The 14,074-nt window shown below is 34.4% G+C and carries 14 protein-coding genes; 10 read left to right on the forward strand and 4 right to left on the reverse strand.

The genetic code is table 11. The features are described from left to right. Window positions 1-590: hypothetical protein (locus tag QA612_RS02205; protein ID WP_278282118.1), on the reverse strand; the 590-nt coding region annotated here is incomplete at its 3' end. 260 nt (window positions 591-850) lie between these two features. Here QA612_RS02205 and QA612_RS02210 point away from each other — a divergent pair. Together QA612_RS02210 and typA are read left to right on the forward strand one after the other, a co-directional pair. Beyond that, window positions 851-1,006 (forward strand): DUF1540 domain-containing protein, encoded by a 156-nt coding sequence (locus tag QA612_RS02210; RefSeq protein ID WP_278282119.1) that lies wholly within the window; start codon window positions 851-853, stop codon window positions 1,004-1,006. A gap of 201 nt (window positions 1,007-1,207) precedes the next feature. Then, window positions 1,208-3,046, forward strand: coding sequence for a translational GTPase TypA (gene typA / locus QA612_RS02215; RefSeq protein WP_278282121.1), 1,839 nt, complete (start codon window positions 1,208-1,210; stop codon window positions 3,044-3,046). 90 nt (window positions 3,047-3,136) lie between these two features. Here the strand turns inward: typA and QA612_RS02220 are convergent, their stop codons facing one another. Continuing rightward, entirely contained in the window at window positions 3,137-3,370 is a 234-nt protein-coding gene (locus QA612_RS02220) for a hypothetical protein (protein ID WP_278282122.1), read from the reverse strand. Window positions 3,371-3,879: 509 nt separating this feature from the next. Here QA612_RS02220 and QA612_RS02225 point away from each other — a divergent pair. The 6 genes from QA612_RS02225 (at window position 3,880) to eutH (ending at window position 9,720) form a co-directional block, all read left to right on the forward strand. Further along, window positions 3,880-4,194, forward strand: coding sequence for a YbjQ family protein (locus tag QA612_RS02225; protein ID WP_278282123.1), 315 nt, complete (start codon window positions 3,880-3,882; stop codon window positions 4,192-4,194). Window positions 4,195-4,337: 143 nt separating this feature from the next. Then, window positions 4,338-5,063: a DNA/RNA nuclease SfsA gene (gene sfsA / locus QA612_RS02230; RefSeq protein ID WP_278282124.1), complete on the forward strand. Its 726-nt coding sequence runs from the start codon at window positions 4,338-4,340 to the stop codon at window positions 5,061-5,063. 26 nt (window positions 5,064-5,089) lie between these two features. Continuing rightward, window positions 5,090-5,950, forward strand: a complete 861-nt coding sequence (locus tag QA612_RS02235; RefSeq protein WP_278282125.1) for a DMT family transporter — start codon at window positions 5,090-5,092, stop codon at window positions 5,948-5,950. A gap of 196 nt (window positions 5,951-6,146) precedes the next feature. Next, window positions 6,147-7,979 carry a PAS domain-containing sensor histidine kinase gene (locus tag QA612_RS02240; RefSeq protein WP_278282126.1) on the forward strand — a complete coding sequence of 611 codons (1,833 nt, stop codon included), beginning with the start codon at window positions 6,147-6,149 and terminating at the stop codon, window positions 7,977-7,979. A gap of 32 nt (window positions 7,980-8,011) precedes the next feature. Next, entirely contained in the window at window positions 8,012-8,473 is a 462-nt protein-coding gene (locus QA612_RS02245) for a hypothetical protein (RefSeq protein ID WP_278282127.1), read from the forward strand. A 137-nt stretch (window positions 8,474-8,610) separates the two neighbouring features. Next, a complete protein-coding gene (gene eutH, locus QA612_RS02250; RefSeq protein WP_278282128.1) occupies window positions 8,611-9,720 on the forward strand; it encodes an ethanolamine utilization protein EutH in 1,110 nt (369 codons plus the stop codon). Here eutH and QA612_RS02255 read toward each other — a convergent pair. Next, entirely contained in the window at window positions 9,717-9,947 is a 231-nt protein-coding gene (locus QA612_RS02255; protein WP_278282129.1) for a hypothetical protein, read from the reverse strand. The genes eutH and QA612_RS02255 overlap by 4 nt on opposite strands. Window positions 9,948-10,467: 520 nt before the next feature. Continuing rightward, entirely contained in the window at window positions 10,468-10,860 is a 393-nt protein-coding gene (locus QA612_RS02260) for a response regulator (RefSeq protein ID WP_278282130.1), read from the reverse strand. A 374-nt stretch (window positions 10,861-11,234) separates the two neighbouring features. On the opposite strand from QA612_RS02260, the gene QA612_RS02265 reads away from it, so the two are divergent. Both QA612_RS02265 and QA612_RS02270 read left to right on the forward strand, forming a co-directional pair. Beyond that, window positions 11,235-11,918 (forward strand): DUF2225 domain-containing protein, encoded by a 684-nt coding sequence (locus QA612_RS02265; RefSeq protein WP_278282131.1) that lies wholly within the window; start codon window positions 11,235-11,237, stop codon window positions 11,916-11,918. A 502-nt stretch (window positions 11,919-12,420) separates the two neighbouring features. Continuing rightward, window positions 12,421-13,956 (forward strand): GNAT family N-acetyltransferase, encoded by a 1,536-nt coding sequence (locus QA612_RS02270; RefSeq protein WP_278282132.1) that lies wholly within the window; start codon window positions 12,421-12,423, stop codon window positions 13,954-13,956. Window positions 13,957-14,074 lie beyond the last annotated feature (118 nt).

Raw genomic sequence — 14,074 nt, forward strand, 5'->3', positions numbered from 1 at the left:
ATATCTTCCAAAAATGTATGGTAGTATATATCAAGTAGTGGTTCAAAGTGTCTTGAGAAGTGATTCTTTTTTATTGGAACATTGAACTTGAAAATAAAATACACCGTTGAACAAAGGGATAGAATTAATGTGAGAATAGGTCGTTTAGTAAATAAAAGACTGTACAAAAACATTTTGGCGTATAATATTCCCGACCAAAAAACATTCCAACCGTGAGCATAAAGTATTAACTGATTTTTTTTAACTACATATTCAACAGCAGTGCTTGCTGCAACCCAACGAATAAAGTGAATAAATTGCTTGAAAAGTGTATTTGGTAGCTTGCTCAAGAATACAAGAACTAATAATGGAGTGATTATCATAATATGAACGACTCTAAGTAACGGCCAGTGTGCCCCAGTTGTAGGAATAAACTCCCAAACAAGATGTCTTCTACATAAAAAATAATATATTACATTAAATAAACTAACAAAGCCCATGTTTTTATAGTACTTTGGAATCTGACGAAAGGAATTGCTGCATAGGGTTAGCAAGAAAATAAGTAATATCAAAACGATATGCCCATTTCTGATTTTTAGATCTTTTCGCATTATAATTCTCCTCTTAATTTATAATCAACATTTTGAACACCTTCGTAAGATAAGAAAATTTTTTCATTAATGTATTTGCCTTCCTTAGTATTAAATGAAAAATATTTTATATACTTGATCTTTCCACCATCCTCCCAATGACAATTTGTTATAACCTTCCGACTTTTTTTGAAATTTTTTGTAAGCTTCTTTTTTACTTTTTTTGTGAAGTATGTTTTCCGTTCATTCGATCAGTCTATTAAGGAGGGGAGGTGTTACTCATGGCAATAGACGTACTTTGCGAAGTAAACAACTGTAAGTTTTGGGAAAAAGGAAATAAGTGTGCAGCGGATCAAATTTACGTTGTAAGCCATAAAGGTAAAAAAGCAGAAAATCAAGAAGAAACAGACTGTAAAACGTTTGATCCACAGCTATAAGTGATATAAGAATAAGTAATAGGCAGTAAAACACTGCCTATTACTCACATACATAAATTGTAAGCTTGAATCAATTTAATACATACGTACTATTATTATCTATATTTACATTATGAATATGAAAAAAAACTTTATTTATTTTAAAACAGTGTTATAATAGTACAGTTATGAAATTGATTCATTTAAGGAGAGAAATTTTTAATGAATATTCGTGAAGATATTAGAAATATTGCTATAATTGCCCACGTTGACCATGGTAAAACGACGTTAGTTGATAAATTGCTTCATCAGTCAGGTACTTTCCGTAGTAATGAGCAGGTAGAAGAAAGAGCAATGGATTCCAATGCTATTGAGAAAGAACGAGGAATCACAATCCTAGCTAAAAATACGGCAATTAATTATGAAGATAAAAGAATTAACATTATGGATACACCAGGACACGCTGACTTCGGTGGCGAAGTAGAACGTATTATGAAAATGGTGGATGGTGTACTTCTTGTTGTAGATGCCTATGAAGGATGTATGCCACAAACTCGCTTTGTACTTAAAAAAGCGTTAGAACAAAAGCTCACTCCAATTGTTGTTGTAAATAAGATTGATCGTGACTTTGCAAGACCATTAGAGGTTGTAGATGAAGTAATCGACCTATTTATCGATTTAGGAGCAGATGAGGATCAGTTAGACTTTCCAGTTGTATACGCATCTGCAATTAATGGTACTGCTAGCTTAGATCCAGACAAGCAAGACGAAAATATGAATTCCTTGTTTGATTCGATTATTGATAATATTCCAGCACCAATTGATAATGCAGATGAATCCCTACAGTTCCAAGTAGCACTACTTGATTACAATGATTATGTAGGAAGAATTGGTATTGGTCGAGTTTTTCGAGGAACAATGAAGGTAGGACAACAAGTTGCTCTTATGAAGAATGACGGTTCTGTCAAACAGTACCGTGTTACGAAAATGTTTGGTTTCTTAGGGTTAAAGCGTATTGAAATCGAAGAAGCAAAGGCTGGAGATCTTATTGCCATATCTGGAATGGAAGCAATCAATGTTGGTGAAACTGTTTGTCCAGTTGATGCACAAGACCCACTTCCAATTTTGCGTATTGATGAACCAACATTACAAATGACATTCTTAGTTAACAACAGTCCATTTGCTGGACGAGAAGGTAAATACCTTACAAGTCGTAAAATTGAAGAACGTCTCCGTTCTCAATTAGAAACAGATGTTAGCTTACGTGTTGAGAACACAGAATCTCCTGACGTATGGATTGTTTCAGGTCGTGGTGAACTACACTTATCGATTCTTATTGAAAATATGAGACGTGAAGGGTATGAGCTTCAAGTTTCTAAGCCAGAGGTAATTGTCCGTGAAATCGATGGGGTTCGCTGTGAACCAGTAGAACGTGTTCAAATTGATGTTCCAGAAGAGTACACAGGTGCTGTAATGGAATCATTAGGAGCACGTAAAGGTGAAATGCTAAATATGTCCAACAATGGTGGGGGCCAAGTTCGACTTGAATTTATGGTTCCAGCTCGTGGTCTTATTGGGTATTCAACTGAGTTCTTAACACAAACAAGAGGATATGGGATCATTAATCATACCTTTGACAGTTATCAACCTATGGTGGAAGGCCAGGTTGGTGGTAGAAGAGCTGGAGTTATGGTATCAATGGAAACTGGTAAAGCAAGCCAATATGGAATTATGCAAGTGGAGGATCGAGGAACAATCTTCGTTGATCCAGGAACTGAAATTTACACTGGAATGATTGTTGGTGAGCACACCCGTGAAAACGATATTACTGTTAATATTACAAAGTTGAAGCAAATGACAAATATGCGTTCCGCAACGAAAGAACAAACCGTTACGATGAAAAAACCAAGAATAATGTCATTAGAAGAAGCTTTGGAATATTTGAATGAAGATGAATTTTGTGAAGTAACACCAGAATCCATTCGTTTACGTAAAAAAATTCTTGATAAAAATGAACGTGAACGTATTGCGAAGAAAAAGAAGTATGCAAATCAAGTTTAATAAAGAAAGAAAAAAGAGGGGGATATATCCTCCTCTTTTTTTTTCATATTATTCAGAAGCATAATCACATTTATTAAGCTAAAAATATGATTATGAAGCTGATTTTTTATTTGTAAGAGAGAGGAAGAAGCTAATAATACGATAAATAGAAAATAAAAGGACACAGGTTAAAAGTGATCCTGCCATATATCCTGCTGTTGCAAACGCCGGCCTAAACCATTCTGTGTTGTTTCCAACAAAGATTCCTACTACGATTGAAATAATAAAAATAGTGCTAATAATTATTCCGTCCGTTTTTTGTTCCTTAGAGAATTTTTTTAACATGTCATTTGTTCCCTCCCTTGCAAAAGTACGTCTATTGTTATTATTATACTTTTTTACTAAAAGTGATGCAATTTGTATTATTATTACTTAATGAATCAATTTTCATAAAAATGCTCTTCATTTAGAGTGAGGTTAATTAAAAATATCTCAATTTTTAAGGCTATCATGAAAATACAACAGTTCAGTAGTGAAGTGTGGCGACTCCAGTGGGATCAGCACGATTCGAAAATCCCCTAGCACTTACCGAGTAAGTGGTAGGAAGTTGAGGCCGTGCCCCACGGTAAAGAAGACACTGTGAAGCATGAACAGATGTCGCACTTATGCCTGTGGTGAAAGCGCCTGCCTGCAACGTATGAACATCCCTTTAAGAATATTTTCATCCTCCATGGTACAAGTTCCACTGAATGGTGGTCTACTATGAAAATAAAGCGAAAATTATCTTTAAAATGAAACCTAAACAAAAAGATTAACGTAGATATATTAATTATAAATGAAATGAGGAGATTGTAATGATATTAGTAAATACGGAAACAGTACCTGGTATGGAAATCGAAAGAGCTTTAGGAATTGTGCAAGGAAATACTGTTCAAGCAAAGCACGTGGGAAAAGATATCGTTGGCGGATTAAGGGGATTAGTTGGAGGGAAAATGGTAGAGTATGAAGAGATGTTTCGTGAATCTAGAGCAATAGCTGAAAAGGAAATGGTTGAGAAAGCGGAAAAGCTAGGAGCCGATGCTATTGTTAATGTTCGATACTCTTCATCCTCTATTATGAATGGAAGCTCAGAAGTAATGGTATATGGAACTGCTGTTACATTTAAATAAGATTAATATGATGGAGAAGGATTGATTTTTTGATCCTTCTCTTTTTGGTGTTAAAATTTATTATAAGGTACTGAATATCTACATTAGACAAATCTAATTTCAGGGAAACCAAATTATTAGCAAAAAGTGAGGAGCTATTGAAAATGGGAAAAATGTTTATACCATTTCCAAGTGGACTTTTACCTGGAATTTTTCTCGAGAGACCAAATCGTTTTATTATAATATGCCAACTGCAATCTGGTGAGATTGTAACTGCACATTTAGCAGATTCCGGTCGATTAAAGGAGCTTTTACTTCCTGGTAAAAAAGTTTATTTAAAGAATGTAAATGATCCAAATCGTAAAACAAATTACTCTGCAGTCATTGTGGAAAGGGAGGACGGAAATGGCTGGGTATCCATAAACACCATGTTGCCAAATAAATTAGCTGAATTAGCTATAAAGGAAAGATTTTTTCCAAGCTTAGAGGAATGGGAATATGTCCGATCTGAGTTTAAAAAGGGAGGCTCTCGCTGGGATTTGTTACTTGAGCATAAAAGTGGTAAAAAAATGGTGGTGGAAGTAAAAGGGGCGTCATTGCTAATGAATGGCAGTGGATTTTTTCCTGATGCTGTGACAGAAAGAGGAGCAAAGCATGTTAGGGAGCTAGGACAAATTGCTAAAGAGGACGGATGGGCTTCAACGCTGATGTTCGTTGCCCAACGAGAGGATATTGTGAATCTTTATCCAGCGAAACATATTGATCCTAACTTTGCAGAAGCCATGAAGGAAGCAAAACAAAATGGAGTAAATATGATTGGCTGCCGCTGTGCAGTTTCAGTAAATGGAATCGAAATTATAGATACTATTCCTGTTGGTGTAGAAATATAGTTTTACTGCGAAAGAGATGATGAAATATGATTGACCAAGTAAATAATAATAAAGAGCTTTTTCATGTTCATTTTGCTGTCCTTTTATTTGGTCTATCAGGATTATTTGCTAAGTGGTTGTCCTTATCAGCATATTTTATCGTTTTAGGGCGGGTGTTCTTTGCGGCTCTATTCCTTCTTATCGTCTTACATATACTAAATCAGTCTGTGAAATTGCCATCAACGAAAGAGTATCTCTATTTCTTAATACTAGGAGCAGTATTGGCCATCCACTGGACAAGCTTTTTTCATTCCATACAATTGTCAACCGTTGCTGTAGGATTAGTTACGTTTGCTACTTTTCCTATTTTTGCTAGTTTTCTAGAACCTCTCTTTTTTAAGGAGAAGTTTCAAAAAATTAATCTTCTTCTCGCCTTACTCACATTTATTGGAATTACATTTATTATACCGGAAATCAGTATGACAAATAGCATTACAAGAGGAGCAATGTGGGGAATTGTATCTGCCTTTACATTTGCTATCCTGTCTATATTAAACAGAGCTTTTGTGCGTCAGCATTCTAGCATTCTTATAGGGTTTTATCAAAATCTATTTGCGTGTCTTTTTCTATTTCCAATTATATTTTTTGTGCAAGTGTCCCCTACATTAAAAGATATTTCACTTCTCCTTTTGCTAGGTGTTGTGTTTACTGGTGTGGCACATGTGGTTTTCATACAAGGGTTAACTAAAATCAATGTCCAAACTGCCAGTATTATTGCCTCGTTAGAACCTGTCTATGGCATCATTGCAGCAGCAATATTTCTATTTGAAATTCCAGTATTCCAAGAGTGGATTGGAATTTTAATTGTATTATCGGTTGTTGTTTTTTCAAGCATGAGAAAACAATAATCATTATAATAAATATAATATTACCTAATTCTACATAGATGGACATGGAAAAAATCGAAAAATAGCGAATCGATAGTGCATTAGGGGAAAATTGCGATAAGAAAAAAAGATTAATCACTATTAATTCAACTAATTGTACTTATAATTTGATAATATTATTTATAGATGAATGGTCATGTAGAATGGGGTGTTATTGGTGAAGAACGAGACGGAAATAAAAGAAAATACTAACAAAATACCAATAATGGGGGATGACTCTGATCAATTAAATCTATTACAATCCATGTTAACATCAATGGATCACCTTGATGAAGGGGTTATGCTTCTAAATCAAGATTGGGAGTTAAAGTTTATTAATTTGTCTGCCTGTAAACTACTGCGATGCACTAGAGAAGAGATGATTGGGAGAAATATGTGGGAAAAGCTTCCTGAAAAAATTAAGAAACCCTTTTCGAACTCCTATAATAATAAAATGATAGAAAATCAACCAATTGAATTGAATGAATATTATTCTCCAACAAAAACATGGTTTTACGTTCAAGCATATACATCAGACAGTGGCTTAACGGTTATTTTTCGTGATACAACAGAAAAACATGCTGCAATGCAAGTGATGGAACAGGCTTATCGAACATTATTTGATGGACACCCTGATGCAGTTTGCTCTGTGGACCTGAAAGGACGTATCCTTTCTATCAATACTGCTTTTAAAGAAATATTTGCAGTAGACGAGAAAAATATTGTGGGAGACTTGTTTATAAAAAATCTTAGTCAAGATAAACAATCCAAATTAACAGATGTTTTTGAATTTGCGAAAAAAGGTTCGCCTAAAACGATAGAAATTAATTTAACTGAAGAAATGGAACGGCCTTTCTACATTATGGTGACAGCAATTCCTATCATTGCTAATTCTCAGATTATAGGAATATTTGGCATTATTAAAGATATTACAAAGGATTATCACAATATTGAAGAAATAAGAAGACTTTTTCATATGAATCAGCTCATCATGGAGTCTGTAGAGGATGGGATATTAGGCATAGATAGAGAATCGAATGTGGTTATGTGGAACGAAGCAGCTGAAAGAATAACAGGCTATCATAGAGAAGAATTAACACACAAAAAGCTGAAGGAAATAGTGAGCTTTTTATCTCCTACAGATAATAAACTAATTAAAAAAGGTTTCTCAAGAACATCTACCATTACGAAGGATACAGTCATTCGAAGGACTGGAGCTACTTTTTATCGAAAAGATGGAACTCCTTTTTTATGTGAATTTACCATAACACCTATGGTATCTTCGGATGAGATTGTAGGGAGTGTTTTCACCTTTAGGGATATAACGGAAAAAAAGAAGTCAGAAGAGCTTCTTCATCAATCTGAAAAATTATCAGCAGTAGGACAATTAGCAGCGGGAATTGCCCATGAAATTCGTAACCCATTAACATCTTTAAAAGGCTTCTTACAATTGATTAAAAATAACAATGGTGGGAAGAAAGAATATTTTGATATAATGATGTCGGAGTTCATGCGAATTGAACAAATTTTAAATGAGCTACTGGTTTTATCAAAGCCTCAGTCAATGAAGAAAGAGAAGAACTCTCTTGATAAATTGTTGAATCATACAGTAACATTATTGAATACGCAGGCAATTATTAAAAATATTGAAATTGAAACAAAAATAACGAAAAAAGATATTAATATAAAATGCTCAGAGCACCAAATAAAACAGGTTTTTGTCAATTTAATAAAGAATGCCATTGAAGCAATGGACAATGGTGGGAAAATAATAGTTTCATTAGAGCAAGAAATGGATGAAGCAACAGTTCGTATTATAGACGAAGGCTGTGGAATACCCGAAGAAAAGTTAAAACGACTAGGTGATCCTTTTTTTACAACGAAGGAAAGTGGTACAGGCTTAGGGTTAATGGTTTCCTATAAAATTATTGAAGATCATGGAGGAGAAATACACATTCATAGTATAGAAGGTAGCGGTACAACATTTACTGTTAAACTACCAACTGTTTAAATGCACTATTTTACTTTTGAAAGGGTTGAACGATGAAAAAGCTATTAATTATACTTCTTATTGTTGGAGCATTAGGTTATGCTGGGTATCGATTTGCACTTTCCTATGCTTCGGATGAGGTAATGAATCAATTATCACAGGAGTTATTAACGGAAGATGTGGTGTCTGAATTAATGGCAGACCCATCAATTAGAGATGTTCTTGAACAATTTCAAGGTAAAAATAACGAAACGAATACAAGAGATAATACTACTGCGGTGGAACAGTATAACCAACTACCATTTACTACAAAAGAGGAAGCAACCAAAACGATTGTAAGTAAATTTTCTGTAGGAGAGATACGAGATTTTACAACAAAGGCAGCGAGAGGATTAACGATAGAAGAACAAGTAGAGTACGAAAAATTAATCATGAATCGATTGTCTGAAGAGGAAATAGAAGCTATCATGCTAATCGGACTTTCTGAATTAAGTGAAGAGTTATTAATAGAGTAAGGGTGTATCTACATGGGTGATAGGAGAGCCTATAGGTAGGTACACCCTTCAATTAATAGAAATAAGGTTAACGCAGTTCTGTAGTGGTTGTTAATAGGCGAGCAGGCAGTCGTTTTTCTAAATAGAAGGTGCTTAAAATGTGGGTAAATGAAGTAGTTATATGGATTTTAGTGGTCTTTATGTGTATTGGTGTTATAGATCGAGTTTGTGGAAATAAGAAAGGATATGGAAAGGCCTTTGAGGAAGGCTTTATGTCGATGGGGCCAATTGCTTTAGCAATGGTCGGTATTATTTCTATATCTCCAGTTTTAGCAAATGGATTACGACCAATCATTACACCTATTTTTTCTGTATTAGGTGCTGATCCAGCAATGTTCCCAGGTATTATTTTAGCGATAGATATGGGAGGATATTCATTAGCCATGGAGTTAGCACAAACGGAAATGGCAGGGCAATTTTCTGGCATTATCGTTGCAACATTAATTGGACCAACATTCGTCTTTACGATCCCTGTGGCTTTAAGCTTAATTGAAAAAGAAGACGAGGCAATTTTCTCAAAGGGTATTTTAATTGGCTTGATCCCAATTCCAATAGGAGCTTTTTTTGCAGGTTACATAGGGAATTTTCCTATTTCATTTATATTAGTGCAACTCATACCATTATTCTTGTTTTCAGCTATCATCGCAACTGGTCTTCTAGTATTTCCTCAGAAAATGATAACATGCTTTTCTTACGTTGGAAAATTTGTTGTAGGATTAATTACAGTTGCTCTGGGAGTAAGTATTATTGAAACCCTTACAGGTTTTGTCATTATTCCAGGAATGACGCCACTATCAGAAGGTATTTATATTGTTGGGATTATTGCAATTACGTTAGCAGGTGCTTTTCCTGCAGTTCATTTTTTGAAACGTGCGTTAGCGTCTGTTTTACCTCCTTTGGCTAAAAAGATGAAGGTCTCTGAGATCGCCTTTATTGGCTTACTTTCATCATTGGCTCACAGCATACCGATGTTTAAGTTATTATCTAAAATGGATGAAAAGGGAAAACTAATGAATATTTCCTTTGCCGTCAGTGGTGCCTTTGTTTTAGGTGGACATCTCGGTTTTACTGCTTCAGTAGAACAGGACCTCATTTTGCCAATGATGACAGGAAAATTAGTTGCAGGTGTTTTATCGGTAATGCTAGCTTTTTATATAGGTAGTAGGAGAGCTAGCAGAAATTACTCTTCCAAAGGCTTGATAGATTAATTTTGATTCAGTTTTTCTTTAACAATTTGAAAATACTTTTTTATTGTGGTCCATAAAGTTATTTCTGTTTTTCTACCATCTAACCACTCTTTTTTCACTTGTTCATGAGCTTCCATTTTCCGTTCATGTCTACTACTTCCATAATAATAAAATTTAGCAAAGTGCCACATGTACCAAAAGTGATGCCAATGGGATATAAACTGTGCTTTTTTTGTTATTAGTGTCATTTTCATTCCTCCTATACAATTTTTTCCTTTGATAGACCTCAATACAAGTGAAACTTGCACCATGGGGTATGAAAATATTCTTTCAAAGGTGTTCATTCGTTGCAGGCAGTCGCTTTCACCACAGGCATAAGTGCGACATCTGTTCTGCTTCACTTTGTTTGCAATCACAGTGTATTCTTTACCAAGGGCAACGCCTCAGTCTCACACTAGACACTTTGTGTACTGCTAAAGTACTTGGTCCTGTCTCTGACTCTGCAAGTGTTGCTCTATTGTTTTATGCGTCGAGACCACTCGGAGTTTATTCGTGAAGCATATGCTCGTCACTGGAGTCACCGCATATCACTACTGAACCGATACTTATTTTCAGGGTAGTCATGATGGATTGCTAAATGCTCTATTAAAAAAATTGTATTTAGTAGGATGCTATTTTAGAACTTACAATGACATTTATTATTTCTTTTCTTTTTTGAAAGAAAAAAGCAAATCCCATTGAAGGAATTTGCTTAATTTTCAGTCATATTTAAACTTTTGAACGTGATTTAGATCGTTCATCTAAATATTTGTTAATAATATTCATTAATGTAATCTCACTAATTGGTTTTTGAATAAAAGAGTAAGCTCCTAATAGCTTTGATTTCTTTAAATGAGCTAACCCACTGGTAGATGAGGCCATGACGACTTTTACATGTGGGAATTGGTGGTGGATCTCCTTTAAAGCAGCTATACCATCTTTTTTAGGCATAATAATATCCATAAAAACTAGATGTGGTTCCTTTTCACGACACACGAAAATAGCTTCTTCACCGTTAGATGCTTCATACACGTTTGTTATTCCGATTGTTCCTAAAGTATCTATCATTTGCTTCCTGATTGTTTCTGAATCATCACAAACAAGTATTGATAGATCTTCCACAAAAAAACCCCCTCATTGAAAGAAACGTCCTTTGTTTTCTACCATTTTATCATATGATTTTAATAGATTTAGCATGTTTTTTTATTTGTCATGTGATCTTAATAATGTCGGATACTGTTGAATATAGAAGGAGTATTATTTTAATAGATTGTATTTTCATGGATATATGCTGTTTGTAGACTGAAACTAATCGTATTAATCTCAAATATTAGTTAAAAAGAATGGACAGAGTACTAATGGAACAGTGTACAATTTTTACCATTACGATAGGTCTTTTTAGTTTAAATATAGGATATTGTATGTAAGTCTTTCAGAAGTAGGTGGAGGTCTTTTATACTAATATAGAAGTATAGTATTAAAAGAAGGTGTTAACATTGAACGATCACATCTCAGCAACCTATGATAAAAAGCAAAAGTGCTCTATGTGTGAGAACGAATTTACTTCAAAAAAATTACGTTCTCGTTTTATACGACCGGATAAAATTGAAAATGATTTTTATACGATCTACAAAGAACCATTAAATAATCCTATCCTGTATGAAGTATATGTATGCCCTAAATGTGGTTTTGCATGTACAGAACAATTTAAAACAAACTTTACTGACAAGCTAAAAGGGGAATTTTTTAATAAAGTTACTAGACAATGGAATGGAAGGAACTACAATGGTGAACGGACTTATGAAGATGCAATCCAAACTTATAAGCTTGCATTAATTTCTGCAGAAGTTACAAATCAACCTCCCGTTGTCATTGGAGGAATTTGTCTACGGCTAAGCTGGCTTTATCGCTATCTTCAAAATGTGGAGGAAGAACAGAGATTTTCAAGTTTTGCCTTAAAAAAATATGAGAAATCCTTTATGGAAGGTGATTTTAAAGAGACATCAATGTCGGAACTAAAATTACTCTTTTTGCTAGGGGAACTAAGTCGAAAAGCAGATTTAAAAGAAGGAGCATTAAAGTTTTTTTCAAAGGTTGTAGAACATAAAGAACGTCATTTTGAACCACAATTGGTAGAAAAAGCTCGTGAACAGTGGTACGAAATGAGAAAAGATACGTAGATTATGGTGATTCATTGGGAAAAGAAAACTGAAACAGAGTAAGAGGAATAAAAAGGGTAAAGCTATAGTCAGAGGACTGTAGCTTTTTTTTTCAAATGTAGATAAAGGACGGGGCACTGAGATGGCAAAAGCTCATAGAATGTTGATAGTTGCTCATAGGAAGCAAGAATCGGCTCATAGAAGGTTCGTTTGTGCTCATAGGAAGCAAATATTAACTCATAGAATAAGGCTGGTATCATTGAACACCCGTTTCGGCTCATAGACACTCAATTTATGATCATAGTAGAGCACTTATTGCTCATAGACACTAAGATGAGCTTTTACAGAAAGGGCTTTATAACTTCATTAGATCTCAAAATAGTGTTTAATATAGTGGACAGATGGATAGCTACATAAGTATCAATGATTGCATTTATTTGTAGATCGTATTAGATTAGAAACTATACTTAAAGTTATGGATATAGTAACAAGTAAGTAAGGTATTACGAAAGGATGAACAAATATGAGTCCGTTAGATATGTCCAAGTTTGAGAAAAAAGTAATTATACGTAATCTTCAAGAAGAAGATATAGATAAAATTATTGAATTGTCGAAAGTTTGCTTTCCTCGAATGAATCCATGGAAGCGAGATCAATTAAAAAGTCATTTAGATATTTTTCCAGAGGGACAGTTTTGTGTGGAACTAGAGGGGGAAATTATTGGATCTTGTTCAAGCTTGATTATCAACTTTGATGAATATGATGACCAGCACACGTGGGATGAAGCAACGGATGAGGGGTATATAACAAATCACGATCCAGAAGGTTATAACCTTTATGGTATTGAGGTGGCCGTGCATCCTGATTATCGTAGAATGAAAATCGGTCGACGATTATATGAAGCAAGAAAAGATTTAGCAAGGAGAATGAATTTAAAGAGTATTATTATTGGCGGTAGAATTCCAAATTACAATAAGCATGTAAAGGATATGTCTCCTAGAGAATATGTAGAAGAAGTTATGAATCATAATATTTATGATCCAGTATTAACCTTCCAAATTATGAATGGCTTTACATTAAAGCGTGTTAATAAAAATTATTTAGATGATGATAAGGCTTCTATGAAATATGCTACCTTGATGGAATGGAACAATGTGGACTATCAGCCTACAACAAAGCGTCACTTTAAAACCTCCTTCCCAGTTCGAATATGCGCTATTCAATATATGATGAAAAAAATTAATTCCTTTGAGGAGTTTGCACAGCAGTGTGAATATTATGCTGATGTAGGTGCTAGCTATCAGTCTGATTTTGTTGTTTTCCCAGAAATTTTTACGACTCAGCTCCTTTCGTTTATTGAAGAGAAGAGTCCCAGTCAAGCAATTAGGCGTTTAACAGAATTTACAGAAGGGTATATAAACCTTTTTACGGAACTAGCTATTAAATACAATGTAAATATAATTGGTGGGTCCCATTTCGTAGAAGAAGATGGAAAAATATTTAATATCGCCTACTTATTCCGTAGAGACGGCACAATAGAAAAACAGTATAAAATTCATATTACACCAAATGAAAGAAGGTTCTGGGGAATCCATGGTGGTGATAAAGTAGAAGTATTTGACACAGATTGTGGTAAGATTGCTATTCAAATTTGCTATGATATTGAATTTCCAGAGCTAGGGAGAATTGCTACTGAAAAGGGAGCAAATATTATTTTCACTCCATTTTGTACAGATGAAAGACAAGGTTATTTGAGAGTGAGGTATTGTGCTCAAGCAAGAGCTGTTGAAAATCAAATTTATACGATGATTGCGGGGACAGTTGGGAACTTAACACATGTAGAGAATATGGATATTCAGTATGCCCAATCTGGAATTTTTACTCCTTCTGACTTTGCTTTCCCTCGTGATGGAGTAGTTGGGGAATGTCACCCTAATATTGAAACTGTTGTTGTAGGGGATGTTGACTTAGAAATTCTCCGTCGAAGCAGGAAATCAGGTAACGTAACACAATGGCGAGATCGCCGTAAAGATTTATATGAAATTAAGTCCGATTGCTAAATGAAATTTTATAAAAGTTTTGGAAACATGTTACTTGGTTCTTTTACTAATGTAATAAATTAATCAATGCAAACTGACTATTAAATCGTAATCGGTTATAATGGTCAGTTTTTGTTTG

Source organism: Evansella sp. AB-P1, assembly GCF_029688925.1.
Taxonomy (GTDB): domain Bacteria; phylum Bacillota; class Bacilli; order Bacillales; family Salisediminibacteriaceae; genus Evansella.